The organism is Rhizobium sp. SG2393, assembly GCF_042610495.1.
GTDB lineage: Bacteria > Pseudomonadota > Alphaproteobacteria > Rhizobiales > Rhizobiaceae > RU20A.
Genome location: NZ_JBHGAP010000001.1, coordinates 515458 through 540455, shown reverse-complemented (window position 1 = coordinate 540455; position 24998 = coordinate 515458). Strand labels below are relative to the sequence as shown.

The window sequence follows — 24998 nt, the reverse complement described above, 5'->3', positions numbered from 1 at the left end:
CCCCGCTCGCGTTGCGAGGCCGTTCATCTTCCGCCGCGCAATTTTACTCAGATCGAGACTTCGTCCTCGACCAGGCGCGTGACAAGGATCTTGTCGATACGGCGGCTATCCATGTCGATCACTTCGAAACGATAGCCATGGGCCTCGGCGATATCGCCTTCCTCGGGGGTCTTCTTGAGCTGGTGGACCAGAAAACCCGCGACCGTCTCGAAATCGCCGTCGCTGCGGATCTCGTCCATGCCGAAGGTCAGCTGGATCTCATCCACGGGCGTGCGGCCATCGACCAGCCACGAGCCGTCCTCGCGGCGGCGGATCAGCATGTGCTCCACATCGTCGTAGTTGGACGGCAGCATGCCGATGATGGCTTCGAGGATGTCGGCAATCGTGACGATGCCTTCCGTGCTGCCATACTCATCAACGATCAGCGCCATATTGATGCTGGAACCTTTGAAGGTGTCGAGCGCCTTGAGGCACGATGTCGTCTCCGGCAGCGCGTGGATCTCCCGCACGAAGGGCATGATGGAGAAATCAGGCGATGATGGCGCGTTGAGGATTTCCTTGATCAGCACGGCGCCCAGCACATCGCCACTGACGGGGTCGATGACGGGATAGCGCGAATGGGCGGCCTCGCGCACCTTGGCGCGGATCATGTCGAGATCATCGTTTATACCGATAAACTCGACCTCGGTCCGGTGCGTCATGATCGACTTCACGTTGCGATCGCCGAGGCGGATGATCCGGCGAAGCATCTCATGCTCGGATTTCTCGATGGCGCCGCTCTCGACACCCTCGGCGATGATGGCCTGCACCTCTTCTTCCGTGACCTGATCGGCCTCGTTCTTCATGCCGAGAAGCCGCATGACGACAGCGGCGGACCCCTCGAACAGCATGACAATCGGCGCCACGATGCGCGACAGCAGCAGCATGGGCGGCGAAACGAACATGGCGATCGCTTCGGAGTTTTTCAGTGCCAGCTGCTTCGGAATGAGTTCGCCGACGACCACCGAGAGATAGGTGATGAAGGAGACGACAACGGCGACGGCGACGGTGGAGCCATAGGGGGCAATCAGCGGAAACTGGTCGAGGACCGGCGCAAGCTTGTCGGCAATGGTCGCACCACCATAGGCGCCGGCGATGATGCCGACCAGCGTAATGCCCACTTGCACGGTAGACAGGAAGCGGCCCGGATCTTCCGCGAGCTTCAGCGCCGTCTCGGCCCGCCCATTCTTCTTCGCCATCTGGCGCAGCAGCGGCTTGCTGGCGGACACGATCGCCATTTCGGACATGGCAAAGAACGCGTTGACCAGCAACAGCGCGAAGATGACGAGCAATTCGTACATAGGAAAAGGCGGCCCTCTACCGCGGCAAGGCGTCTGATTGAACCTCACCAGATAGGGGTACACGCCGGCCGGAGCAAGGGAAAGCACATTTTTTGCAGTGCACCGCGTCTTCACGCAACCGGGAACGGCATTCTACGTGCAATTGCCGCATCCGGCGTCCGCGGGAAAAGACCCTACCCCCGCGCGAGCGTTGCCTTGACTCGGTCGCGCCCGACGCGAATGACGCGTTCCATGGCGACGCGTGCACCTGCCTCGTCGCGCCGCGCGATCTCATCGACGATGGCGATGTGGTTGCGGGAAATCTCGTCCAGGCCATTCTTGCTTTCAAGCGGAGAGGACAGCTTGAAGATGCCCACCAGCGCCGCCTCGATCAGGCCTGCGACCGTGCGCATGAAGGGATTACCGGAGGCCTCGACCACGGCAAGGTGAAACTTCAGGTCCGCATGGGCAAGCGTTTCGGCCGTGTGGCCGACCTCCCCCATGGCGACGGCCAGCCGCATCATGTTGCTGATTTCCTGCTCGGTGGCGATCCGGGCGGCAAGTGCAGCCGCGTGCGGCTCGAAGGCCAGGCGAATTTCGCTCAGATGGAAAAGGAACTCCTCCTCGACACCCTTGTCGAAGTGCCAGGCAAGCACTTCGCTGTCGAAGAGGTTCCAGTGGGTCTTTGGCGTGACACGGGTGCCGATGCGGGCGCGCGGGATGATCAGGCCCTTTGCAGCGAGCGTCTTCATGGCTTCGCGAAGGACCGTGCGCGACACCTTGAAGCGCAGGGCCAGTTCCGGGTCGCCCGGAAGAATGGACCCGACGGCGAATTCCCCGCCCACGATCGCCTTGCCGAGTTCATGCACCACCTGGGCATGGCTGGTGCGCGTGGATGGACCGGTCATCACCGACTCGAATAGTCCCTGGCGCACGTCCTTTACTCCCCTCATGCCCGTCCCCTCTCCCCGCTCCGGGACAGCGCAAGGATTCCTTTTTGCATTAGAATGAACAGGAATAACAAGAGGCCAATGAGGATCTTCGTCCACCAGCTGGACAGTGTCCCGTCGAAAGTGATGTAGGTCTGGATCAATCCCTGGATCATGACGCCGAAGAAGGTACCGGCCACGAAGCCCGCGCCACCCGTCAGCAGCGTGCCGCCGATGACGACGGCGGCGATGGCGTCGAGCTCAACGCCCACCGTCGCCAGCGAGTAGCCGGCCGAGGTGTAGAGCGAATAGACGATACCGGAGAGGCCGGCGAGGAAGCCCGAGAGCGCGTAGATGCCGATCGTCGTGCGGCCGACATTGACGCCCATGAGGGCCGCGGTCGGCGCGCCGCCGCCGAGCGCATAGACGTTTGCGCCGAACCGGGTGCGCTGGGCAATCAGAATGCCAAGGAGGAAGACAAGCAGCATCAGTCCGCCGATGAGCGTGATGCGTCCGCCGCCGGGAAGTTTGAGGTAGAACGTCTTCAGCGTCGCGTAGAAGGGGTGCTTGATCGGGATCGAGTCGATCGACAGGACGAAGGCCATGCCGCGTGCGAGAAACATGCCGGCCAGCGTGACGATGAAGGCCGGCATTTCCAGGTAATGGATGATCGCCCCCATCAAGGCACCGAAAGCCGTGGTGATGATCAGCGCCAGCGCGAAGGCGGCGAGCGGATGAATGCTCGTGGTCTCGAAAAGGACCGCCAGAAAAATGCCGGTGAAGGCAATGACGGAGCCGATCGACAGATCGATGCCGCCCGAGAGGATGACAAACGTCATGCCCACGGCAGCGATGCCGAGGAAGGCGTTGTCCGTCAGGAGGTTACCGAGGACGCGCGTCGAAAGGATGTTCGGATACTGCATCCAGCAGACGGCATAGGCGACGACGAAGATGACGATCGTTGCGAAGAGAGGAAGCGTGCGCTGGTTGATCATCGGGCGGCCCGGGACTTTTCGGCCGAGGGCTGCTTGCGGGCAAAGAAGCCCATGGCAACCGAGATTTTCGGCGACTGGATGACGAGAATGACGACAACGATCGCCGCCTTGATGATCAGGTTGAACTCCGGCGGAAAGCCCGAGAGCAGAATGCCGGTGTTGACCGCCTGGATGATCATCGCGCCGAGCAGCGAGGCGATGATGGAGAATCGCCCGCCGAGAAGGGAATTGCCGCCGACGACGACCGCGAGGATGGCGTCGAGTTCCAGCCAGAGGCCGGCATTGTTGGCGTCCGCGCCCTTGATGTCAGCGGTGACGATGAGGCCGGCCATGGCGGCGCAGAGCCCCGAGAGCATGTAGGCGGCCATGAGCAGGACACCTGCCTGAACGCCCGAGAGCGTGCTGGCGCGGCGGTTGATGCCGGTTGCCTCGATCAGCAGGCCCAGCGCCGTGCGGCGCACGAGCACCGCGACCGCGATGCCGAAGAGAAGCCAGATGACCACCGGCATGGGAAGCCCGGCGAAGGAGCCGCTGCCGACGAAGATCAGATTTGGGTCATTGAAGGTGAGGATCGCCCCTTCGGTGATGAGCTGCGCGATGCCGCGTCCCGCGACCATCAGCACCAGCGTCGCGATGATCGGCTGGATGTTGAGAACCGAGACGAGAAAGCCGTTCCAGAGCCCGCAGGCAAGACCGGTTCCGATCGCGAGCGCGAAGGTGACGAGGAGCGGATCGCCGCGCACGCTGGAGGCGGCCGCGACCGCGCCGCAGATCGCCATGACGGCGCCGACCGAAAGATCGATGCCGCGCGTGGCGATGACGACCGTCATGCCGACCGCCAGGAGCGCGACAGGTGCGCCGCGGTTCATGACGTCAATGAGGCTGCCGTAGAGACGGCCGTTCTGGACCGTCAGGGTGAAGAAGGCGGGGAAGACCGACCAGATGAGGAGAAGAATGACGGCGAGCGCCACCAATTGCGGGGTCAGGCGCCTTAGAAGGGCGGATGCCTGGGTCATGCGGTCTCCTTCGCCGTTCCGGCGGCGGCAATGGCATCGACGATGCGGCTCGTGGTCACCTCTTCGCCGACCAGCTCGGCGACATGGCGCCGATCGCGAAGGACCAGCACGCGGGAGGAATAGGCAACGAGTTCATCGAGTTCGGACGAAATGACGAGGAGCGACAGGCCCTCGGCACACAGGCCTTCGATCAGCCGGATGATTTCGGCATGGGCGCCGACATCAATGCCGCGTGTCGGCTCGTCGAGGATGAGGAAGGACGGGTTCGTTGCAAGCCAGCGCGCCAGTATGACCTTCTGCTGGTTGCCGCCCGACAGGAGCCTGATCGGCTTTTCGCGATCGGTGGTGCGGATATCCAACGCCTTGATATATTTGTCGGCCAAAGCCACCTGCTCGGCACGCGACAGCGGCCGTGCCCAGCCGCGCCGGGCCTGGAGCGCCAGCACGATGTTCTCCCGGATCGAGAGATCGCCGACGATGCCGTCCGTCTTGCGGTCCTCGGGGCAGAAGCCGAAACGTTCGGCGATGGCGGCGCGTGGCGACGAGAGCTGTACGTCGCGGCCCTCGATGACCGCCCTGCCCTTGTCGGCGGTGCGCACGCCGAACAAGAGCTCTGCGGTTTCGGTGCGACCGGAGCCGAGCAGCCCGGCGACGCCGACGACCTCGCCTGCGCCGATCTCCAGCTTGAAGGGCTCGATGACGCCGGCCTTGCCGAGACCGTCGAAGACATAGCGGGGTGCGGCGCGCTCGCCGGCCGGAGCATGGGCGGGCTTTGCCGCCTCCAGCAGCTCATGGCCCAGCATCAGCGTCACGAGGTCCATGCGCGGCAGGGTCGCGGTGTCACGCGTGGCAATCAGACGGCCGTTGCGCAGCACGGTGATGCGGTCGGACAGCGCGTAGACCTGCTCCATGAAATGCGTGATGAAAACGATGCCGAGGCCGCGGGCCTTTAGGCCACGCACGATCTCGAACAGCATTTCGACCTCGCGGGCGTCGAGGCTCGCGGTCGGTTCGTCGAGGATCAGCACCTTGCCGGAGAGATCGACGGCGCGGGCGATGGCGATGACCTGCTGAACGGCCACCGAATAGCGGTCGAGGCTGGCGGTCACATCGATGTCGAGACCATAGCCTGCCAGCAGCGTGCGCGCGCGCCGGTTCATCTCGCCGGTGGCGACAAGGCCGAAGCGGCGCGGCTGGCGGCCGAGGTAAAGGTTTTCGGCGACCGTCAAGTTCGGCAGGAGATTGACCTCCTGATAGACGGTTCCGATACCGAGGCGCTGCGCGTCGAGCGGATCGCGCGGATCGATCTCATCACCTGACAGGCGGATGACGCCGCCATCCCGGCGATAGGCGCCGGTCAGGCATTTGATGAGGGTGGACTTGCCGGCGCCATTTTCGCCAAGCAGAGCATGAACTTCGCCGCTTCTGAGAGTGAAGTCCACGTGATCGAGCGCGACAGCGCCCGGAAAGGTCTTCAAAATGCCGGTTGCCGAAAGGATCGGCTGCACGCTGCGGTGCTCTGGCTGGTCTTGCATGCGGGGTCACTCCGTGGGCACGGGGCCGGCGCATCGCGGCGCCGCTCTGATATCGACGGGTCCGCAGCGACACCCTGACGAGATGCCGACCTGCGGACCCGGTGCGCCACTCCGAACGAGGACCGGCCGGTCTCGACTGCCTGACAGTCGGGAATGGCCGTTCCACTGGACGCTCCAGCGTCCCAGGGGCTCAGGAAGAAGAAAGCCCCGGGAGCACTGTCAGGATCAGTAACCGAGACCCTTCTTTTCTTCGTAGACCTTCTTCGGATCGTCAGCCTGGGTGTAGAGCTTCGATTCCGTCTGGATCCACTTCGGCGGCTCCTTGCCGTCCTTGATGTAGGCATCCAGGGCGTCGAAGGCCGGGCCGGCCATGTTCGGCGTCAGCTCGACGGTCGCATTGGCTTCGCCGGCGGCGAGCGCCTGGAAGATATCCGGAACGGCGTCGATGGAGACGACGAGGATATCAGTGCCCGGCTTCAGGCCGGCTTCCTTGATGGCCTGGATGGCGCCGACGGCCATGTCGTCATTGTGGGCGTAGAGCGCGCAGATGTTCTTGCCGCCATTCTCCGCCTTCAGGAAGCTTTCCATGACTTCCTTGCCCTTGGTGCGGGTGAAGTCGCCTGTCTGGCTGCGCACGATCTTCAGATTGTCGTGGCCCTTCAGCGCTTCCTCGAAGCCCTTCTTGCGGTCGATGGCCGGCGACGAGCCGGTCGTGCCCTGGAGTTCGACGACGTTGCAGGGCTTGTCGCCCACCGTCTTCACCAGCCACTCGCCGGCGACCTTGCCTTCATGGACGAGGTCGGACGTGACGGCGGTGAGATAGAGATCCTTCGGCGCATCGACGGTACGGTCGAGAAGCACGACGGGGATGTTGGCATCCTTGGCTTCCGTCAGCACTTCATCCCAGCCGGTCGCAACAACCGGAGCGAGAAGAATGGCATTGACGCCCTGGGCGATGAAGGAGCGGATCGCCTTGATCTGGTTTTCCTGCTTCTGCTGCGCATCGGCGAATTTCAGGTCGATGCCGCGCTTTTCGGCCTGCTGCTTGGTCAGCGTGGTTTCTGCCGCGCGCCAGCCCGATTCCGAGCCGATCTGCGAAAAACCGACGGTCATATCGGCCGCATGGGCCGAACCAAACATGCAGGCAGCCAGAATCGTGGCACTTGCGAGTGCGGTTTTGATTTTCATGATTTCCTCCAAAAGACGACTGCCCTCCAGCAGTGATCTCAAAAAATCATACAATATGATTTATGTAAACGTCCTCTTTCCGAAATTCGTTGCTGCAGCGACAAAAAAAGAGGGTGCAGCGCAGCACCCTCTTAAAGTTGTATCGAATATAGATTTGGAAGCAGTGACTTGGCCGCCCCGGAGCCCGAAGCCGGGCCGGAACCTGCCCTGCCCCTTACTGCGGCAGCTTGTCGTCCACGCCTTCGACGTAGAAGTTCAGACCGAGCAGCGTGCCGTCGTCGGCGCTTTCGCCGGCCTTCAGCCACTCGCTGCCGTCCTGCTTCTTCAGCGGGCCGGTGAAGGGCTTCAGCTCGCCCGACTTGATCTTGGCTTCGGTCTCCTCGGCGAGTTTCTTCACGTCGTCGGGCATGTTGGTGTAGGGCGCCATCTGCAGGATGCCGTCCTTGAGGCCATCCCAGCTGGAGGCGGTTTCCCACTTGCCGTCGAGGAAGAGCTGGGTGCGCTTGATGTAATAGGGGCCCCAGGTGTCCTTGATGGCCGTCAGCTGCGTCTGCGGGCCGGCGGCAATCATGTCGGAAGCCTGGCCGAAGGCCTTGATGCCACGCTCGGCTGCAACCTGCATCGGCGCGGTCGTGTCGGTATGCTGGGTCAGCACATCCACGCCCTGGTCGATCAGCGCCTTGGCGGCATCGGCTTCCTTGCCGGGGTCAAACCAGGTGTTGGCCCAGACGACCTTGATCTTGAAGTCCGGATTGACCGAGCGGGCGCCGATCAGGAAGGAGTTGATGCCCTGCACGACTTCGGGAATCGGGAAGGAGGCGATATAGCCGGCAACGCCCTTGGTGGAGATCTTGGCGGCGATGACGCCCTGGATGTAGCGTCCCTCGTAGAAACGGCTGTTGTAGGTCGCGACGTTCGGGGCGTTCTTGTAGCCGGTGGCATGCTCGAACTTCACGTCCGGAAACTTGGCGGCGACCTTTACGGTTGCGTCCATGAAGCCGAAGGACGTCGTATAGATCAGGCCGCAGCCGGAGCGGGCCAGACGCTCGATGGCACGCTCGGCATCCGGGCCTTCCGGAACGTTTTCGAGAAACTGCGTCTCGATCTTGTCACCGAGCGCCTTTTCCAGCTCCTGACGGCCGAGGTCATGGGCCTGCGTCCAGCCGCCATCGGTCTTCGAACCGACATAGACGAAGCAGATCTTCGCCTTTTCGGCCGCGCTGGCGCCGGCGGCGAAGCCGAGCACGGCCGTCGTGGCGGCGAGTGCGAGGAGAAGTTTCTTCATGATGTGACCTCCGTTGTTGTCTGAAGAGTGCAGTTGCCCGCGCCCGCCTCAGCGGTCCGGGACAAAGGATTTGCCGAGGGATGCCGGCGTGTTGATGAGCGTGGTGCGGCGGTTGCGCGAAATCAGCACGAGAACGATGACCGTCGCGGCATAGGGCAGCGCCGACAGGAACTGCGAGGGAATGCCGATACCGAAGGCCTGGGCGTGCAGCTGGCTGATCGACACGGCGCCGAACAGATAGCCGCCGGCCACCACCCGCCAGGGACGCCAGGAGGCGAAGACGACGAGCGCCAGCGCGATCCAGCCGCGCCCGGCCGTCATGTTCTCCACCCATTGCGGCGTGTAGACGAGCGAGAGCTGCGCGCCGGCAAGACCTGCACAGGCGCCGCCGAAGATCACCGCGAGATAGCGCGTGCGGATGACGCCGACGCCGAGCGCATGGGCAGACGAATGGCTGTCGCCAACGGCGCGCAGCTTCAGGCCGGCACGGCTCTTGAACAGGAACCAGTTGACGCCGATCACCAGCGCCACCGACAGGTAGAAGATCAGGTCCTGCCGGAACAGCAGAGGCCCGATCACGGGGATGTCGGCGAGCAGCGGAATGTCGATCGGCGGCAGCTTGATGCCGGGCTGGCCGACGGAGGCTTCGCCGAGCATGCCGGAGACGCCGAGACCGAGAATGGTCAGCGCAAGACCGGTCGCGACCTGGTTGGCGACGAGCGTCAGCGTCAGGAAGCCGAAGAGCAGCGAGAAGAGCGCCCCGCCGGCAATGCCCGCAAGAATGCCGAGATAGGGCGAGCCCGTGGCGGTGGTGGCCATGAAGGCGATGACGGCGCCCATGACCATCATGCCCTCGACGCCGAGGTTGAGCACGCCGGACCGCTCGGTGACGAGTTCGCCGCAGGCAGCGATCACCAGCGGCGTGGAAGCCGTGATGACGCTGAGCAGGATGGCTTCGACGATACCCATCAGCGGCTCCCTTCGGCGGCGCCCGGCATGATCAGCCGGATCTTGTAATGAATGAGCGTGTCGCAGGAGAGCACGAAGAAGAGCAGCAGCCCCTGGAAGACGCGCACGACCTTGTCGGAAATGCCGAGCGAGACCTGCACCGCCTCGCCACCGAGATAGGTCAGCCCCAGCACGAGGCCGGAGATGATGACGCCGAGCGGATTGAGGCGGCCGAGAAAGGCAACGATGATGGCCGTGAAGCCATAGCCGGGCGAGATGACCGGCTGCAGCTTGCCGATCGCACCGGAGACTTCGGAAATGCCGGCAAGACCGGCGAGCGCGCCCGACAGCAGCAACGAGAACCAGATCATCTTGCGCGAGGAGAAGCCTGCAAAGCGCCCTGCCCGTTCCGACTGGCCGAGCACGGCGATCTCGAAGCCCTTCAGCGTGTAGCGCATCAGGAACCAGAGCGCCACGGCCGCGACGATGGCGAAGACGAAGCCGTAATTGGCGCGGCCGGATGAGGAGATCACCTCCGGCAGGATGGCGTTTGCACCGAACTCGCGGGTGACGGGAAAGTTGAAGCCGGCCGGATCGCGCCAAGGGCCGCGCACCAGCCAGTCAAGGAAGAGCTGGGCGATGTAGACCAGCATGAGGCTCGTCAGGATCTCGTTGGTGTTGAAGCGCGTCTTCAACAGCGCGGGAATGCCGGCATAGAGCGCGCCGCCCGCCATGCCCATCAGCAGCATCAGCGGCAGGACGACCGGCGAAGTCCATTCGGGAAACAGGACGGGAAGGATCGAGCCGGCGATGGCGCCGACGATGAACTGGCCTTCCGCGCCGATGTTCCAGTTGTTGGAGCGATAGCAGATCGTCAGGCCCGCGCCGATGAGGATGAGCGGGGCGGCCTTGATGGCGAGTTCGTGCAGCGACCAGACTTCGAGAAGCGGCTCGATGAAGAACGAATAGAGCGCGCTGGCCGGATCCTTGCCGAGCATGGCGAACATGACGGCGCCGAAGATGACGGTCAGCACCAGGGCGATGACCGGCGACAGGATCGAAAACAGCGGAGAGACGCCGCCGCGCCGTTCGAGTTCAATGCGCATGGGCGCTCTCCGTCTTGCCGTAGAGGCCGCCCATCAGCAGGCCGATCTTCTCGCGCGACAGCTCCTGTGCCGGATAGGAATCGGACAGGCGGCCTTCGTTGATGACAGCAATTTCGGTCGCGACCTCGAAGATCTCGTCCAGATCCTGGCTGATGACGAGGACCGCCGAGCCGGATTTCGCAAGATCGACCAGCGCCTGGCGGATGCGGCTTGCCGCCCCCGCATCGACACCCCAGGTCGGCTGGTTGACGATCAGGACGGAGAGTTCTCGGTCAAGCTCGCGCCCGACGATGAACTTCTGCAGGTTGCCGCCCGACAGCGAGCCTGCGGCGGGATCCGCACCGCTCTTGCGCACGTCCATGGCCTCGCAGATGCGCCGCGCCGCCGCCTTCACGGCGCCGGTTCTGACCAGCCCGAGCGGGCCTGCGAGAAATGTCCTGCGATCCGAATGATAGCGCGCCAGCACCAGATTGTCCGAAAGCGGCAGCGCCGAGACGGCGGCGTGGCCGTGGCGCTCCTCGGGCACGAAGCCGGCGCCCAGCAGGCGGCGCGCATTGATGCCGCTGCGGCCGACGGGCTTGCCGCGGATCTGCACGGTGTCGTCGATATCGACGGGATATTCGCCCGAAAGCGCATCGAAGAGCTCGCCCTGCCCGTTGCCGGCGACACCGGCGATCGCCAGAACCTCGCCGGCGCGGACCTTGAGACAGATGTTCTTCAGCGACACCGCAAAGGGTGTGCGGGCCGCCGCCGACAGGTGGCGTGCCTCGAGCAGCACATCGCCGCGCGCGGTGTTGCCGGCGCCCGAGACATGCGCCACCTCCCCGCCCACCATCATGCGCGCAAGAGAGGCCGGCGTTTCCTGTTTGGGGTCGCAGGCGCCCGTCACCTTGCCGTGGCGCAGCACGGTGGCGCGATCGCAGATGCGCTGCACCTCTTCCAGCCGGTGGCTGATGTAGAGGACGGAGCGGCCCTCGGCGCGCAGCTTGAAGAGCGTTTCGAAGAGACGGTCGGCCTCCTGCGGCGTCAGCACCGAAGTCGGCTCGTCGAGGATGATGAGCCTGGGGTTCTGCAGGAGGGCGCGGACGATCTCGATGCGCTGGCGCTCGCCGACCGAGAGATCGGCGACATGGGCATTGGGGTCGAGCGGCAGGCCGTAGGCATGGGAAAGTTCGGAAGCGCGGGCCGCGACATCGGAGAGCGGCACGGTGTCGTCCAGCGACAGCGCTATGTTTTCGGCGACCGTCAACGCCTCGAACAGGGAAAAGTGCTGGAAGACCATGCCGATGCCGAGCTTGCGCGCAGCGCCCGGACTTGCGATCCGCACCGGCTGGCCCTGCCAGCGGATCTCGCCGCTCGTCGGCGACAGAACGCCGAACAGCATCTTGACGAGGGTCGACTTGCCCGCACCGTTTTCGCCCAGCAGGGCGTGGATTTCACCGGGGCGGATATCGAGATTGATGCCGTTGCAGGCGGCGAATGAACCAAACAGCTTGGTGACGTTTGCGACGGCCAGCAGAGGGCCGGCGCCAGCCTCAGCGCTTGAAGGCACGATGCCTCTCTTTCCCCTTTTCCCTGCCGCCTGCCGCGCCTTGGGCGTCTATCAGGGGATCAGCAGGGTTGTTCCACTCGTTTTTCTTGATTCCAGATCCGCCTGCGCACGGCCTGCGTCCGAAAGCGGATAGGTCTGGTTGATATTGATACGCACTTTGTTGCTGCGCACAATATCAAAGAGCGAATTTGCACATGCCTCCAGCGTGGCGCGCGTGGACACGTAGCTGTAGAGCGTCGGACGGGTGGCAAACAGCGAGCCCTTCTGGGCGAGAATGCCGATGCCGAAATTCTCCACCGGGCCGGAGGCATTGCCGAAGGAGACCCACAGCCCGCGTGGCCTGATGCAGTCGAGCGTTGCCGGGAACGTGTCGCGGCCGACGCTGTCATAGGCGACATCGACGCCCTTTCCGCCTGTCAATTGCTTGACGCGGCTGACGAAATTCTCGCTGTTGTAATTGATCACGTGGTCGTAGCCGTGGGCCAGCGCCAGATCGATCTTCGCCTGCGAACCGGCCGTGCCGATGACGGTGGCGCCGAGAGCCTTGGCCCACTGGCCGGCAATGAGCCCGACGCCGCCGGCAGCGGCATGGAAGAGGATCGTCGTTCCCGGCCCGACCTCGTAGGTCTGATTAAGGAGATACTGCGCCGTCATGCCCTTCAGCATCATGGCGGCTGCGGTTTCGAGCGGGATCTCGTCCGGCACCTTGAGAAGCTGGTGCGCGTCGATGTTGCGCTCGCTGGCATAGGCGCCGTCCGAGGTTCCATAGGCGACGCGGTCGCCCACCGCAAAGCCGGCCACGTTGTCGCCGACAGCCGTGATGATGCCCGCGCCTTCCTTGCCGGGAATGAAGGGCAGGCTCTCGCTCTTGTAGAGGCCGGTGCGGAAATAGACGTCGATGAAATTGAGACCGATCGCCACCTGGCGGATCTGCACTTCGCCTGGCCCCGGTGGATCGAGGCTCACGCCTTCATATTTCAGGACCTCGGGGCCACCGAGTTCACGAATGACGATTGCCTGTGCCATGGTCCCTCCTTCGGGAGCGCCGCGGGTCCGTCCGGACGCTCCGATATGGTCGATCAACGCCTCAGGCGCCGCGGCCCAGCGTCGGGAAAATCTGCAACACGAAACCGATTACGTAAAGATAGAGGCCCGTCGCCACCACGCCCCAGACAACCCAGGCCGGGCTGTCGAAATGGGCGAGCAGCGCATAGCCGCCCAAGACCGCCCAGAGCAGGAAGACCGCCATGTTGAGCGGGCGAAGGCGCCTGACACGCACGGGGTGAAGGAAATTGATGGGCAGGAAGGTGAGGATGACCGACACGAAGACGACGATGGAGGCAGCCACTTCGCTCGCCTTCACCACGAAGAGCGTGAAGATCACCATGTTCCACACCACGGGGAAGCCCGAGAAGAAATACTCATCCGTCTTCATGCCCATGTCGGCGTAATAGATGGCGCTCGACATGACGATGGCGCCGGCGGCAAAGAACGACCAGGGCTCGCCGATCATGCCGCTCTGGTAGAGCGCAAAGGCCGGCAGAAGCACATAGGTGACGTAGTCGATGACATTGTCCAGCGTATCGCCGGACCAGTTGGGCAGGACTTCCTTGACGCGCACCTTCCGGGCAATCGGGCCATCGATTCCATCGACGAGAAGCGCAAGGCCCAGCCACCAGAACATATCGACAAAGCGGTGTTCGGCCGCTGCCACGACACCGAGAAAGGCCAGAAAGGAGCCGGATGCCGTCAGGATATGGACGGAAAACGCCCGGATTTCCGCATAGGGCACGCGCTTGTAGTTGAAGAATTTCATTGGTGGCGGAGGTCCCGTTTCTCAAGTTTCCCCGTCGGCTGGCCGGTCCGCGGACAGCCGCGCGTCCGTCATCATCGCGGTCTAACGCCGCACTATGCATCCTTTGCGCGTCACTGCCAGTGGAAATGCTGGCATGCTGTGGATGACCGCTTACGGATGGTCCTTCGCGCCTGCGCCGATTCATCCCATTTGCGCGCCGGCTCGTCGGCGCTACATAGAATGTCGACCAGAGAATTGCGGAGCACGAGCATGAGCGAGACATCCTTACCCGAATTCGACAGCCATGACGTGGCCGTTGTCGGCGCGGGTCTTGCGGGCGCGCTGTGTGCGCTTTCACTGGCGCGTGAGGGTCTTTCCGTGGCGCTGATCGGCCGGTCGCCGCAAGCCGACGGGCGCACGACGGCGCTGGTGGATCCCTCCATCACCGTTCTCGAAGCACTCGGCCTTTGGGAGAAGATCGCGCCGAAAAGCGCGCAACTCGCCGCCATCCGAATCATCGACGGCACGCGGCGTCTGTTGCGAGCCCCGACCGTCACCTTCCGGTCCATTGATGTCGGACTTCCCGCCTTCGGCTACAATATTCCGAACGCCCATCTTCATGCCGTGCTCACCGAAGCCGTCGCGGCGCAGCCGGCGATCACGCGCATCGAGGCAATGCTGGAATCGACGGTCGAGGACGACAAGGGCGTGCGCCTGACGCTCGACGACGGCACGACGGTGTCGGCGCGCCTCGTTGTCGCCGCCGATGGACGCAAGTCCGTGGCGCGCGCGGCGGCCGGGATCGAGGTGAAGCGCTGGGCCTATCCGCAGACGGCGCTGGTCGTGAACTTCGCGCACCATCTGCCGCACGAATCGATCTCCAACGAATTTCACACCGAGGCCGGCCCGTTCACGCAGGTGCCCCTGCCCGGCAACCGGTCGAGCCTCGTCTGGGTGCAGCAGCCGGCGGATGCGGAGGCCCGCGCGGCGCTTCAGCCGGACGCCCTGTCGCGGGCGGTCGAGGAGCGGATGCAGTCCATGCTCGGCACCGTGACGGTGGAGCCCGGCGTGCAGCGTTTCGACCTCTCCGGCATGCGTGCGCAGCGTTTCGGCGCGGGGCGCACGGTGCTGATCGGCGAGGCCGGCCACGCCTTTCCGCCGATCGGCGCGCAGGGGCTGAACCTCAGCCTGCGCGACGTCTCCGTCCTTGCCGATCTCATTCGCGACGGCGGCATCGGCCAGTCCGGGCTTGCCGCACGTTACGACCGCCGCCGCCGGCTCGACGTCGCCAGCCGGACGGCGAGCGTCGATCTCTTGAACCGCTCGCTTCTGTCTGATTTCCTGCCGGTGCAGATGCTGCGCGCGGCCGGTCTCCACCTTCTTTCCGTCGCCGGCCCGCTGCGCGGCGCGGTGATGCGCGAGGGCATCGAGCCCGGCAGCGCGCTGAAGGCTGCAGGCCAGATGTTATGGGAAAAGATCGGCCGCAAGCGCGCCTGAGCGGATCAGCACGAGAAGCCCGGTGATCGTGACGACGGAGCAGGCAGTGGTCAAAAGCACGGTCGCCGAGGCACGTTCCGGCCAGACGCCGTATTGCTGGCCGATGACAAAGACATTGGTGGCCGTCGGCAGGCTGGCAAGCAGCACGGCCGACCAGACCCAGACCGGATCGAAGCCACCGACGAGGCTGAGACCTAAGTACATCAGGGCCGGATGGACGATCAGCTTCAGGGGCACGATATAGCCGATTTCGGCCGGAACGCGCTTCAACGGCCGGAGCGCCAGCGTGACCCCCATGGCAAACAGCGCGCAGGGCGCGGCCGCCTGCGCGAGATAATCGACGAGCCGCTGCGCGGCTTCCGGCACCTTGACCCCGAAGCCGGCAAAGGCAAAGCCGGCCACCATGGCGAGGATGAAGGGGTGAAAGGCGATGCGTTTGGCGATCGTGCCGACAAGCGCCAGGCCGCCACCGGGCTTGCCCGAGCCTCGCGCCGCAATCGCCATGGCCGTCGGCGCCACCGCGAAATGCAGCGCGTTTTCGAAGCAGACGATCAGCGCCACCGGCACGGCAGCCTTTTCGCCGAAGGCCAGAAGCGCCAGCCCCGGCCCCATATAGCCGATATTGCCATAGGCGGCGGCAAGCCCCTGCATCGTTGCCTCGGCGACCGAAGCGCGACGCAACACACGCCCCAACAGGAAGGCGATGGCGAAGATCGTATAGGTGACGGCAAGCGTCGAGAGGATGAAGTCGAAGCGGGTCAGTTCGTCAAACGGCGTGCGTGCAACCAGCTTGAAGAACAGGGCGGGAAGCGCGAGGTAGATGATGAAGATGTTCAGCCAGCCCATGGCCTCGGCCGGCTGCTTCACGCGCTTTCCCGCGACCCAGCCGAGCAGGATCAGACCGAAGAAGGGCAGGACGAGGCCCAGAATATCTGCCATGTGACCGGCTCTCCCGTTGCGGCGGCAGACGGAAGATGCTGCCGCACGTCCTGATAGTCACGGGAGCCGGCTCTGTGAACCCCGCGATCAGCCAATCTGCATCAGGATCGGGAAGGTCTGCTGAAACCAGATGGCGACGCGGCTGACGAGGCCGAAGAGGAAGGCAAGGCCCGTGAGCACGAGCAGCAGGCCCATGGCCTTTTCCACAAGCCCCAGATGCCGGCGGAAGCGGGCGAGAAACCGCATGAAGGCGCCCGAAAAGCCGGCCGCGATCCAGAAGGGCACGGCAAGACCGAGCGAATAGACGGCCAGCAGCATCGCGCCATCGCCAACCGTCTCGCGGGACGCCGCCACGCCGAGGATGGCCCCGAGCACCGGACCGATGCAGGGCGTCCAGCCGAAGGCGAAGGCAAGGCCCATGACATAGGCTCCCGTCAACGTCGCCGGCTTGCCCCCGCCTTGAAAGCGCGCCTCGCGTGACAGAAACGGGATGCGGATCACGCCGAGGAAATTCAGCCCCATGAGGATGATGATGACGCCGCCGATCTGCGCCAGCAGGTCGATGTTCTGTCGCAGCACCATGCCGATCGTCGATGCCCCTGCCCCGAGCGCCACAAAAACCGTGGAAAAGCCGAGCGTGAAGGCGAGCGCTGAGACGAAAACCGCCCGACGCCGCGGCGCCCCGGCCGCTGCCGCGCCCTCGGCCCGGAAATCCTCGATGGACACGCCTGCCATATAGCAGAGATAGGGCGGCACCAGCGGGAGCACACAGGGCGACAGGAAGGAGAGCGCGCCGGCAATCAGGGCCGTGAGGATGGAAATATCGGCAATGGACACGGCGCGCGGCACTCCGGGGTCAATCGGCTCTCATCCCGTTCAAGCCTTCATTCTCGATGCCGGTCAGGCATTGTTTTGGCGACCCCTGCAGGACTCGAACCTGCGACCTGCTGCTTAGAAGGCAGCTGCTCTATCCAGTTGAGCTAAGGGGCCGGTCGGGGCATTCGGCGCGTCTGTGGGTGACGGCGCCGAAGGCCAGAATCATCGCCGCAGCGGTCGTGGGTGCGTCAGTGCGTCCAGGGCTGGAGGCGATTGAAGCGGAAGTTGTCGGTGTAGGAGACGGCCTTGCGGGTGGCTTCCTTCGGCGCGATGACGCGGTATTCGATGCCGTTCTTCTCGGCATAGGCGATCGCCTGTTCGGCGGTCTCGAAAGTCAGCTTCACCTGCTGGCGCGTGTCGCGCGAGCTCGTATAGCCCATGATGGGATCGATGGTGCGCGGCTTTTCCTGGTCGAATTCCAGTACCCACAGATGCGTCTTGGCCTTGCCCGACTGCATGGCGGTCTTGGCCGGACGATAGATCTTGGCGGACATGTCTCACCTGCTCCGAATTGGTCATCAGCGTGCGCACCGGTCGGCGCCCCGCTTTTGCCTTCCTTTACCGCAGAAAGAATGAAAACGGAATGACCCCGGCGCGATAGGCCTGCACTTTCAGCGTTTTCGCCACGCCCCATTTGCCGCAGCGATGCCTTACGCCGTCCATTCCGTGATGTCGTCGCGCTGGCCGATGAGCGCGAGGCCGTGGGCAATCGAGAGCAGCTCGCCGCCGCTTTCGATTCGCGACGTTTCGAAACGGTTTTCGAAAAGGCGGCGCACGGCCGGGACGAAGGAGGTGCCGCCCGTGAGGAAGACCTTATCGATGGCACCGGCCGGCGTGTTCGTTTTCGTCAGCACGTCGTCCAGCGCCTCTTCGATCCGGGCGAGTTCCGGCGCGATCCAGCCCTCGAAATCGGCACGCCTGACGCTGACGCGACCGGCGGGACCGAGCGGCGCGAAATCGAAGGTCGCCTCTTCTTCCGAAGAGAGCGCCATCTTCAGCTTCGACACCGCCTGGTAAAGCGGGAAGCCTTCGTCATGATCGACGAGATCGATGAAGAGCTCGAGCTTTTCCGGCTCGTCGGCGGCGCGCACGAGGCCCTTCAGCTCCTGGAACTCGCGCGTCGTCTTGAAGATCGACAGCTGGTTCCAGCGTCCAAAGTTTGCGTAGTAACCACTCGGAATTTCCAGCCGCTTGTCGAAGCTTCGGAAGGTGCCACCTTTGCCAATGGCGGGCGAGACGATGTTGTCGATGATGCGGAAGTCGAAATGATCACCGGCCACGCCGACGCCGGAATGGCCGATCGGCGTCGCCTTCAGCCGGCCGGCCGATGTCTCGAAGCGGATCAGCGAATAATCCGTCGTGCCACCGCCGAAATCGGCAACGAGAACCGTTGCATCCTGCGTCAGCTTGCGAGCGAAGAAGAAGGCAGCGGCGACCGGCTCGTAGACATAGTGGATTTCGGGAAAGCCGAAGCGCGCCAGCGCCTCGTCGTATCGGCGGATCGCCAGCGCCTCGTCCGGGGTCGCCCCGGCAAACGCGACGGGTCGGCCGACGACGATGCGGCCGGGCTCCTCCGGCCATTCGGGGCCGGCATAGGTCTTCAGCTTGTCCACGAAGGTCGCCATCAGGTCTTCGAAGCTTGCACGGTGCGCGAAGATCTGCGTCGCCTGGAACAGCGGGCTTGCCGCAAAGGTCTTGATGGACTGCAGGAAGCGGCAATCGCCGGGATTGTCGATGAACTGGCGGATGGCCGCCTGCCCGGCCTCGACGGAAAGGCCGAGATTGCCGTTGCGCATATAGGAGAGCGCGGTGCGCATCGTATCGGCACGGCCAGCCGCACTTTCGAACACCATGGAGCGCGTCTCGTCGCCGGTCGCTTCCGCGATCAGCGAATTCGTCGTGCCAAAATCAAACCCCAAGGCCCGCCGCATGGCGCCCTCCTGACTGTCATCGATGCCGGGAATTCAGGGCAACGCACCGGGGCGCCCCAGAAGAGCGGGCCTGATGCCATGGGCCGCGGCGCATGGCAAGCGAAGCTTTTGTGAAGGAGGGAATTGGGTTGCGCGGCCGGCATACCGGGTCAGTGCGCCGTCATCGGACATCAGCACGGATCGTTGCGTGTCGCGGATGTCACCTTGTGTCCCCTTGCGTGCGACGTAAGGTTGAAGGATACCAGCGAATCGGAAGCGTGCCACGGAGGTCGCCAATGCGCGAAGACATTGTGACGATCAGACGGGCGCTGCCCGACGACGCAGACGCCTTCCGCGCCATTCGGCTGGAGGCGCTCCGCTGCGAGCCATCGTTCTTCGCCAGCAGCTACGATGACTGGGCGTGCCTGTCCGAGCCGGATTGGAAGCAACGCCTTGCAGACCCTGTTTTCATTGCCTTCCAGCGCGACGAACCAGTCGGGATCATGGGCGTCCTGCTCCAGCGCGCGAAGAAGATGGCGCATCGGGCAACGATCATCATGGTCTATGTCCGCAAGGCGCTGAGGGGAACGGATGTTGCCCGAGACATCCTGTCTGCGGTCGTCGCCCACGCCCGCCAAGACGGCGTCCGGCAGCTCGAATTGACAGTCAGCGCGGAAAATCCGGCTGCCATCCGATTCTATACGCGGGAAGGCTTCATGACCGTGGGGCGAATACCGGGCGGCTTTCTAGAGGATGGCCAAGAAATCGACGACATCATCATGGTGCGCAGGCTTACCGCCTGAAGCGCGGTGGTCGGAGTGGAGAGATTCGAACTCCCGACCCTCTGGTCCCAAACCAGATGCGCTACCAGACTGCGCTACACTCCGATGACAGGCGGCATACACAAGTCGGTGGATGGCCGCAACTTAAAATGCGGGAAGCGCACAGGCTGCGGCGTGATGCGATCAGCCGCTGCCTTCCCCTCCCGCCGACCAGCCAACCAAAAAAAGCGGGCCGGCGGTCTTCGGGGACCGGCCGGCCCGTCCGCTCAAGTGTCGGATCAGGGGACACCACTGGCCGCGCTGCATCGTCCTCGTGGTGATTGGCAAGGGAAGTCTGCGCGCTTTGCGGGCGGATGATTTGACATTAGGCGCGCAAAACTTGACACTTTGCGCATGAGCAGCCGCCCCCGCCCGAAAGCCCCGATCGAGGTCTCCGTCGTCATCCTGCCGGAATCATCGATCATGTCGCTCGCCTCCGTGCTCGATCCGATGCGCGCGGCAAACCGGGTTGCAGGACGGGCGGTCTTTCGCTGGCGGCTTCTGTCGCCGGACGGCAAGGCGGTGACGCTGACCTGCGGCCTGCCGATCCCGGTCGATGGCGCCTTTGCGGAACCTTTCTTCGGCGAAGTGCTGATCGTGATCGCCGGCTTTCATCTCGAGCGACACGCCGGCCGGCGGTTTATCCGGCGGCTGCAGGCGGCGGCGCGGCTCGGCGGTGTTGTCGCCGGGGTCGAATCGGGCTGCTTCCTGTTGGCGGGGTCCGGCCTCATCGACGGGCGGCGGGCGACGGCGCATTGGGAGGAACTGGAGGATTTTGCGAGCCGCTTTCCCTCGCTCAGCGTCATGGCGGACCGATTCGTGATCGACGGGCGCTTCTGGACCTCGGGCGGTGCATCGCCCACGCTCGACATGATGCTGCATCTGATCCGCGAGCGGGTGGGATCGGCCACCGCGCTCGATGTGGCGAGCGTCTTCGTCTATGACGAGACCCATGCGGCAGACGATGCGCAGCCACTCGTTTCGCTCGGGCGCATGGCAGCCGCCGATCCGCAGCTCGCTCGCGCCATCCAACTGATGGAACGCACGATCGAGCATCCGCTGGCCGTGAGCGCCATTGCCCGGCGGCTCGGCGTTTCCGAGCGCAAGCTCGACACGCTCTTTGCCCGCGGCATGGAGACGAGCCCCGGCGCCTATTATCTAAGGCTACGCCTTCAGGCGGCGCAACGGCTGGTCCGCGACACGCGCGCGCCGATCAGCGAAATCGCGCTGCGCACCGGCTTCGACAGCCTCTCGGCCTTCAGCCGTGCCTTCAAGCGCAGTTTCGGCGAAAGCCCCCTGACCTGGCGTCGCCAGGGACAAGCGGATGCCGATGTCGCTATGGCTTGAGCGCCGGCCATGATGATGCATTGAAAATTCAGTGACATGTGGTGAGCGCGCAGGGATTCGAACCCTGGACCTACTGATTAAAAGTCAGTTGCTCTACCGACTGAGCTACGCGCTCCCGAAAGCGTCGTCAAACGCTTTGAAAGTGGGCGGAGATATGCACAGGGTTTCCGGGCCGGTCAACCGAAAAATCGGGTCGCGGGCGAATTGCCCCGGATGCCCGTCGCCGGCCTGTGGATCGCCTGGCGCTTTGCCGGTGATCCGCCCCTAGCGTTGCGGGATGCGGTTGTTTTCGATGCGATCGCCGGTGCGAATACCGAGATCGGTGGTGATGCCGGCATTGAGTTCCAGCACGAAGGCGGCAGGTCTGCCGCTGTCGATGATCGTCTCGGAGAAGGGTTCGGCGTCCTTGTGGATGCCGATCACCGTGCCCTTCGGATCGATGAAGACCATGTCGAGCGGCAGAATGGTGTTGCGCATCCACATGGTGATGCGCCGCTCGGTACCGAAATCGAAGAGCATGCCTTCGTTGGCCGCCATCTGTTCCCGATACATGAGGCCGTGTTCGCGCTGGGCGCTGGTCAGGGCCAGTTCGACCGTGAAGGCGTGGCGCGTGCCATCCTGCTTTACGATGGTCAGAGGCGCCCTGTCGAAACGGACGGGTTTTGGATCAGCTGCGTGGCCGCTCACCGAAAACAGAAAGAGCGCCATGAAGGCGCTCAGGATACTGAAGATCGCGGTGCGGGCCATCAGCGCTGCTTGCTCAGTGCGAGCGGGCGGCCGGAGCCGGGCCGTCCGGGTGAATCTCAGCCGCCATCAGGCCCTTGTCGCCATCACCGAACCGCACAAGAACGACCTGGCCCGGGCGCAGTTCGGTCAGGCCGAAGCGGCGGAGAGTTTCCATGTGGACGAAAATGTCTTCGGTGCCCTCGCCCCGCGTCAGGAAGCCGAAGCCCTTGGTGCGGTTGAACCACTTGACGATGGCGCGCTCCAGCCCGCTCGACGGCGTGACCTGCACATGGGTGCGCACCGGCGGAAGCTGCGACGGGTGGACTGCGGTCGACTGGTCCATGGAGAGAATGCGGAAGGCCTGGTAGCCGCGGTCACGGCGCTGGATGAGGGCCACGACACGCGCGCCTTCCAGGACGGTCTGGTAACCGTCGCGGCGCAGGCAGGTCACATGCAGCAGCACATCCTGCATGCCATTGTCGGGAATGATGAAGCCGAAACCCTTGGCGACATCGAACCACTTGATCACGCCGGTGATCTCGATCAGGTCGAGCGCATCCGAGCCGAAGCCTTCGCTGCCGCTGACGTCCTTCGAAGAAAACCTGTCCGCCATACCTGCCAGCCCCTCGCCTACGCGACACATTCACACGGTTCACTGATTCCTGAAAATCAGATTAACATTGTCTGAATGCTTCAGCGCAAGCCCTTCACGTTAACTTTTGACGTCACCAGCGCTACCGCGCACAGCTTGTGCCGGGCTGGCCGGCTGCCGCTGCGCCACCGCGCCGGCTGTATAGACTGTGCCGAAACGAAACAGGGGATGGAAGAGAAAATTCTGCCTTGCAGCGCGATTGCACTCCCGCTTGCGCCTGGGACGCCCTACGTTCTGCCGGTGCCGCGCGCGCCATGCGCGGCGCAGCCGCAAGGCTTCCGAAAGGTTCAATTCTGCCGCATGGTCCGGCGTCGGAGCGATCCAGCTTCCCCGGACAGGCTTACTGGAGATTTCAATGCGCTATCTGCACACCATGGTCCGCGTGAAGGACCTCGATGCGTCCCTGCACTTCTATTCCACGCTCTTTGGCCTGAAGGAGACGCGTCGCTACGAAAACGAGCGCGGCCGTTTCACCCTGGTGTTTCTGGCCGCCGACGAGGACGTGCCGTCGGCGCATGCCGGGCAGTCGCCCTGCCTGGAACTCACCTATAACTGGGATCCTGAAGACTATACGGGCGGGCGCAATTTCGGCCATCTCGCCTATGAGGTGGACGACATCTACCGCTTCTGCCAGCACCTGATGGACAATGGCGTGACGATCAACCGCCCGCCGCGCGACGGGCACATGGCCTTCGTCCGCTCGCCGGACGGGATTTCCATCGAGATCCTGCAGAAGGGCGAAAGCCTGCCGCAGCAGGAGCCCTGGGCCTCCATGGCCAATACGGGCAGCTGGTAAAGCAGCCCCTCGCCTGCCTTTCGACCTTGCCCGAAGCTGGCGAAAGCGAAAGCCACAGGCAACCTTCCTCGGGCAGCATGGGTCATTGCTGGCCCGATTCCCGGCTGTCGCGCACCGCTTTCCGGTGGATGCGCGGCACAACCTTCGCGCTGTCTGTTCAGCGGCCATTAACCATGTCATCCTTAGGGGCACGGTGATCGAGGGGGGAAGACGGACAACGTCCGGACAGTCAGGCGGAGCATGTGTGTTCCGCCGACACGATAGGCGGCCATGATGGCGCGGCGAATCGGGTCCGTAATGGAGGACAGTGAACGTGTCATCGACGGAAGGAGCGCGCCGCAATCGCGCGCTCGAAACCACCACGGTGCTGATGAAGGGGCTGGCGTTTGCCGGCCTCGTCTTCACGGCCGGATGCTCGGCGACGCAGGGCGATCTTCTCGCCGGTGCGGCCACCAGTGCGGCGCCGGCGCAGCAGACGACCGCGACGGCTGCCGCCGCACCGGCCACCGAGCCGAACCAGCAGACAGCAGCAACTCCCGGTTACCGCGATCCTTCCGTTGCCGCACTCGGCAACCCGGCGGGAGCGACAGGAGCCGCAAACGGGCAGATGGCCGGGGTAGCGCCGGGAACGGTTCCCCTGCAGGCGGCAGCCGCCGCAGGCCAGCCGCTCGCCCTGCAGGCAACGGGCGTCAACGCCATGGCAAGCCCGATCTATTCCACCCAGGCCCGCAGCGGCGCTCTCGTCAGCACAGCAGATGGCCAGCAGACGCAGGTTTCGCCTGTCTCCAACAGTCTCTACCGCGCCCAGGTCACGGCCCCCGTGACCGGCACGGTGCCGCAGCAGGTGGCGCCGCAGGCGCTCCCGCAGCAAGGCGCCGAAGCAGTCCTGCCACCGGCGACCGCCGCGGCTACGGCAGAACTCGCGGCCGCCGATCCGAAGACAATGCCAACGCCGGTCAGTGGCAGTGACGAGACCGGCGGCACGCCCGCCTCCACCCCGGATGCGCTCGCACTTGCAGCCCTTGCCGCCGCCAAGCGAAAGCAGCGCGCCGGCGAGGCAACCGAAGTGGCAGCCTTGGGCTTTGCCCCGCAGCAGGCCGACCCCGCGCAAACGGCGGCATCGAGCGGCAAGCATGCCCGCATGCTGTATGACGATTATGACGACGGTGCAGCCGAAGAGCCGGCCGCGACGGAGGTGGCCATGTTGCCCGGACTGGCGCGATTGGCGCCGAACGGGCTCTGGCTTCAAACGCAGACGGTGGAGACCGGCTGCTTCAAGCCCGACCTTCTGAACGTGCTGCACAAGATCGAGGCGCATTACGGCAAGAAGCTCGTCGTGACATCCGGCTTCCGGGATCCCCGTCGACCGATCGGGGCGCGACATTCCCTGCATGCGACCTGCGAGGCCGCCGACATCCAGCTTCCCGGCGTCGGCAAATGGGAGCTTGCGGCGTATCTGCGCAGCATGCCTGGCCGCGGCGGCGTCGGCACCTACTGCCATACGGAATCGGTGCATATCGACACGGGCGAGCAGCGCGACTGGAACTGGCGATGCCGCCGGCGCACGCCGTAACGGCGCGCCGAGCCGGTCGCGCGCCGTCCGCCATGTTCACCCAACCAAGCCGTCCGCGTGTTTGCGCGGGCGGTTTTTCGTTTCGGATAGGCAAATCCTATCAATGTCTTAACGGATTTTTCCACAGGCCGGACAGGACTGTCATTTTTTTGAGAAAAATCGCTTTTTCGCGCTTGCGGTCTGAAAAGAGCCT

23 protein-coding genes and 3 tRNA genes are annotated in these 24998 nt (G+C 64.2%); 5 read left to right on the top strand and 21 right to left on the bottom strand.

What is annotated here, in order from left to right; translation table 11 throughout:
* Positions 1-47: 47 nt before the first annotated feature.
* The 12 genes from ACED18_RS02605 to pcsA all read right to left on the bottom strand — a co-directional run bounded on the left by ACED18_RS02605 (position 48) and on the right by pcsA (position 13689).
* Entirely contained in the window at positions 48-1340 is a 1293-nt protein-coding gene (locus tag ACED18_RS02605; RefSeq protein ID WP_377288705.1) for a hemolysin family protein, read from the bottom strand.
* A gap of 173 nt (positions 1341-1513) precedes the next feature.
* Entirely contained in the window at positions 1514-2227 is a 714-nt protein-coding gene (locus ACED18_RS02600; protein ID WP_377290991.1) for a FadR/GntR family transcriptional regulator, read from the bottom strand.
* A 41-nt stretch (positions 2228-2268) separates the two neighbouring features.
* Complete coding sequence (yjfF, locus tag ACED18_RS02595; RefSeq protein WP_377290989.1) at positions 2269-3240, bottom strand: galactofuranose ABC transporter, permease protein YjfF; 972 nt, start codon at positions 3238-3240, stop codon at positions 2269-2271.
* Positions 3240-4259, bottom strand: coding sequence for an ABC transporter permease (locus ACED18_RS02590; protein WP_377288703.1), 1020 nt, complete (start codon positions 4257-4259; stop codon positions 3240-3242). The genes yjfF and ACED18_RS02590 overlap by 1 nt, the downstream gene beginning before the upstream one ends.
* A complete protein-coding gene (ytfR, locus tag ACED18_RS02585; protein WP_377288701.1) occupies positions 4256-5794 on the bottom strand; it encodes a galactofuranose ABC transporter, ATP-binding protein YtfR in 1539 nt (512 codons plus the stop codon). Before ytfR ends, ACED18_RS02590 begins: the two co-directional genes overlap by 4 nt.
* Before the next feature lie 225 nt (positions 5795-6019).
* Positions 6020-6982 carry a galactofuranose ABC transporter, galactofuranose-binding protein YtfQ gene (gene ytfQ / locus ACED18_RS02580; protein WP_377288699.1) on the bottom strand — a complete coding sequence of 321 codons (963 nt, stop codon included), beginning with the start codon at positions 6980-6982 and terminating at the stop codon, positions 6020-6022.
* A 214-nt stretch (positions 6983-7196) separates the two neighbouring features.
* Positions 7197-8267, bottom strand: coding sequence for a BMP family ABC transporter substrate-binding protein (locus tag ACED18_RS02575; protein WP_377288697.1), 1071 nt, complete (start codon positions 8265-8267; stop codon positions 7197-7199).
* A 48-nt stretch (positions 8268-8315) separates the two neighbouring features.
* Positions 8316-9236 carry an ABC transporter permease gene (locus ACED18_RS02570; RefSeq protein WP_377288695.1) on the bottom strand — a complete coding sequence of 307 codons (921 nt, stop codon included), beginning with the start codon at positions 9234-9236 and terminating at the stop codon, positions 8316-8318.
* Complete coding sequence (locus ACED18_RS02565; RefSeq protein ID WP_377288693.1) at positions 9236-10321, bottom strand: ABC transporter permease; 1086 nt, start codon at positions 10319-10321, stop codon at positions 9236-9238. The genes ACED18_RS02570 and ACED18_RS02565 overlap by 1 nt, the downstream gene beginning before the upstream one ends.
* The gene (locus tag ACED18_RS02560) at positions 10311-11873 is read right to left on the bottom strand and encodes an ABC transporter ATP-binding protein (protein WP_377288691.1); all 1563 of its coding nucleotides are present in this window, start codon (positions 11871-11873) and stop codon (positions 10311-10313) included. The genes ACED18_RS02565 and ACED18_RS02560 overlap by 11 nt, the downstream gene beginning before the upstream one ends.
* A gap of 51 nt (positions 11874-11924) precedes the next feature.
* Positions 11925-12899: a quinone oxidoreductase family protein gene (locus tag ACED18_RS02555; protein WP_377288689.1), complete on the bottom strand. Its 975-nt coding sequence runs from the start codon at positions 12897-12899 to the stop codon at positions 11925-11927.
* A 61-nt stretch (positions 12900-12960) separates the two neighbouring features.
* Positions 12961-13689, bottom strand: coding sequence for a phosphatidylcholine synthase (gene pcsA, locus ACED18_RS02550; RefSeq protein ID WP_377288687.1), 729 nt, complete (start codon positions 13687-13689; stop codon positions 12961-12963).
* 249 nt (positions 13690-13938) lie between these two features.
* Between pcsA and ACED18_RS02545 the strand changes: the two genes are divergently transcribed.
* Positions 13939-15165, top strand: coding sequence for a UbiH/UbiF family hydroxylase (locus tag ACED18_RS02545; protein WP_377288685.1), 1227 nt, complete (start codon positions 13939-13941; stop codon positions 15163-15165).
* Here ACED18_RS02545 and ACED18_RS02540 read toward each other — a convergent pair.
* The 5 genes from ACED18_RS02540 to ACED18_RS02520 form a co-directional block, all read right to left on the bottom strand.
* Positions 15133-16104, bottom strand: coding sequence for an AEC family transporter (locus ACED18_RS02540; protein ID WP_377288683.1), 972 nt, complete (start codon positions 16102-16104; stop codon positions 15133-15135). The two genes, ACED18_RS02545 and ACED18_RS02540, sit on opposite strands and share 33 nt — an antisense overlap.
* Before the next feature lie 87 nt (positions 16105-16191).
* Positions 16192-16941, bottom strand: coding sequence for a cytochrome c biogenesis CcdA family protein (locus tag ACED18_RS02535; RefSeq protein ID WP_377288681.1), 750 nt, complete (start codon positions 16939-16941; stop codon positions 16192-16194).
* Between the two features lie 76 nt (positions 16942-17017).
* Positions 17018-17094: transfer RNA gene (locus ACED18_RS02530), tRNA-Arg, on the bottom strand.
* 74 nt (positions 17095-17168) lie between these two features.
* Positions 17169-17474: an ETC complex I subunit gene (locus tag ACED18_RS02525; protein ID WP_377288679.1), complete on the bottom strand. Its 306-nt coding sequence runs from the start codon at positions 17472-17474 to the stop codon at positions 17169-17171.
* Positions 17475-17630: 156 nt separating this feature from the next.
* Positions 17631-18911 (bottom strand): Hsp70 family protein, encoded by a 1281-nt coding sequence (locus ACED18_RS02520; RefSeq protein ID WP_377288677.1) that lies wholly within the window; start codon positions 18909-18911, stop codon positions 17631-17633.
* Between the two features lie 275 nt (positions 18912-19186).
* On the opposite strand from ACED18_RS02520, the gene ACED18_RS02515 reads away from it, so the two are divergent.
* On the top strand, positions 19187-19693 hold the full coding sequence (locus ACED18_RS02515; protein ID WP_377288675.1) for a GNAT family N-acetyltransferase: 507 nt from the start codon (positions 19187-19189) through the stop codon (positions 19691-19693).
* Positions 19694-19700: 7 nt separating this feature from the next.
* Here ACED18_RS02515 and ACED18_RS02510 read toward each other — a convergent pair.
* Positions 19701-19777: transfer RNA gene (locus tag ACED18_RS02510), tRNA-Pro, on the bottom strand.
* A gap of 282 nt (positions 19778-20059) precedes the next feature.
* Here ACED18_RS02510 and ACED18_RS02505 point away from each other — a divergent pair.
* Positions 20060-21058, top strand: a complete 999-nt coding sequence (locus ACED18_RS02505; RefSeq protein WP_377288672.1) for a GlxA family transcriptional regulator — start codon at positions 20060-20062, stop codon at positions 21056-21058.
* A 39-nt stretch (positions 21059-21097) separates the two neighbouring features.
* On the opposite strand, the gene ACED18_RS02500 is transcribed toward ACED18_RS02505, so the two are convergent.
* From ACED18_RS02500 to ACED18_RS02490, 3 genes are all read right to left on the bottom strand, one after another.
* Positions 21098-21173: transfer RNA gene (locus ACED18_RS02500), tRNA-Lys, on the bottom strand.
* 149 nt (positions 21174-21322) lie between these two features.
* Complete coding sequence (locus ACED18_RS02495; RefSeq protein WP_377288670.1) at positions 21323-21805, bottom strand: DUF192 domain-containing protein; 483 nt, start codon at positions 21803-21805, stop codon at positions 21323-21325.
* A gap of 13 nt (positions 21806-21818) precedes the next feature.
* The gene (locus tag ACED18_RS02490) at positions 21819-22397 is read right to left on the bottom strand and encodes a cold-shock protein (RefSeq protein ID WP_377288668.1); all 579 of its coding nucleotides are present in this window, start codon (positions 22395-22397) and stop codon (positions 21819-21821) included.
* A gap of 394 nt (positions 22398-22791) precedes the next feature.
* Between ACED18_RS02490 and ACED18_RS02485 the strand changes: the two genes are divergently transcribed.
* Positions 22792-23232 (top strand): VOC family protein, encoded by a 441-nt coding sequence (locus tag ACED18_RS02485; protein ID WP_377288666.1) that lies wholly within the window; start codon positions 22792-22794, stop codon positions 23230-23232.
* Positions 23233-23545: 313 nt separating this feature from the next.
* Positions 23546-24805, top strand: a complete 1260-nt coding sequence (locus ACED18_RS02480) for a YcbK family protein (RefSeq protein WP_377288664.1) — start codon at positions 23546-23548, stop codon at positions 24803-24805.
* Positions 24806-24998 lie beyond the last annotated feature (193 nt).

Excerpts from the sequence above, each read along its gene's own strand:
- ACED18_RS02605 (WP_377288705.1), bottom strand. The coding sequence starts at position 1,340 with ATGTACGAATTGCTCGTCATCTTCGCGCTGTTGCTGGTCAACGCGTTC.
- ACED18_RS02600 (WP_377290991.1), bottom strand. The coding sequence starts at position 2,227 with ATGACCGGTCCATCCACGCGCACCAGCCATGCCCAGGTGGTGCATGAA.
- ACED18_RS02495 (WP_377288670.1), bottom strand. The coding sequence starts at position 21,805 with ATGGCCCGCACCGCGATCTTCAGTATCCTGAGCGCCTTCATGGCGCTC.
- ACED18_RS02555 (WP_377288689.1), bottom strand. The coding sequence starts at position 12,899 with ATGGCACAGGCAATCGTCATTCGTGAACTCGGTGGCCCCGAGGTCCTG.
- ytfR (WP_377288701.1), bottom strand. The coding sequence starts at position 5,794 with ATGCAAGACCAGCCAGAGCACCGCAGCGTGCAGCCGATCCTTTCGGCA.
- ACED18_RS02545 (WP_377288685.1), top strand. The coding sequence starts at position 13,939 with ATGAGCGAGACATCCTTACCCGAATTCGACAGCCATGACGTGGCCGTT.
- ACED18_RS02590 (WP_377288703.1), bottom strand. The coding sequence starts at position 4,259 with ATGACCCAGGCATCCGCCCTTCTAAGGCGCCTGACCCCGCAATTGGTG.
- ACED18_RS02520 (WP_377288677.1), bottom strand. The coding sequence starts at position 18,911 with ATGCGGCGGGCCTTGGGGTTTGATTTTGGCACGACGAATTCGCTGATC.
- ACED18_RS02525 (WP_377288679.1), bottom strand. The coding sequence starts at position 17,474 with ATGTCCGCCAAGATCTATCGTCCGGCCAAGACCGCCATGCAGTCGGGC.
- ytfQ (WP_377288699.1), bottom strand. The coding sequence starts at position 6,982 with ATGAAAATCAAAACCGCACTCGCAAGTGCCACGATTCTGGCTGCCTGC.
- ACED18_RS02515 (WP_377288675.1), top strand. The coding sequence starts at position 19,187 with ATGCGCGAAGACATTGTGACGATCAGACGGGCGCTGCCCGACGACGCA.
- ACED18_RS02485 (WP_377288666.1), top strand. The coding sequence starts at position 22,792 with ATGCGCTATCTGCACACCATGGTCCGCGTGAAGGACCTCGATGCGTCC.
- ACED18_RS02540 (WP_377288683.1), bottom strand. The coding sequence starts at position 16,104 with ATGGCAGATATTCTGGGCCTCGTCCTGCCCTTCTTCGGTCTGATCCTG.
- ACED18_RS02570 (WP_377288695.1), bottom strand. The coding sequence starts at position 9,236 with ATGGGTATCGTCGAAGCCATCCTGCTCAGCGTCATCACGGCTTCCACG.
- ACED18_RS02575 (WP_377288697.1), bottom strand. The coding sequence starts at position 8,267 with ATGAAGAAACTTCTCCTCGCACTCGCCGCCACGACGGCCGTGCTCGGC.
- ACED18_RS02565 (WP_377288693.1), bottom strand. The coding sequence starts at position 10,321 with ATGCGCATTGAACTCGAACGGCGCGGCGGCGTCTCTCCGCTGTTTTCG.
- ACED18_RS02490 (WP_377288668.1), bottom strand. The coding sequence starts at position 22,397 with ATGGCGGACAGGTTTTCTTCGAAGGACGTCAGCGGCAGCGAAGGCTTC.
- pcsA (WP_377288687.1), bottom strand. The coding sequence starts at position 13,689 with ATGAAATTCTTCAACTACAAGCGCGTGCCCTATGCGGAAATCCGGGCG.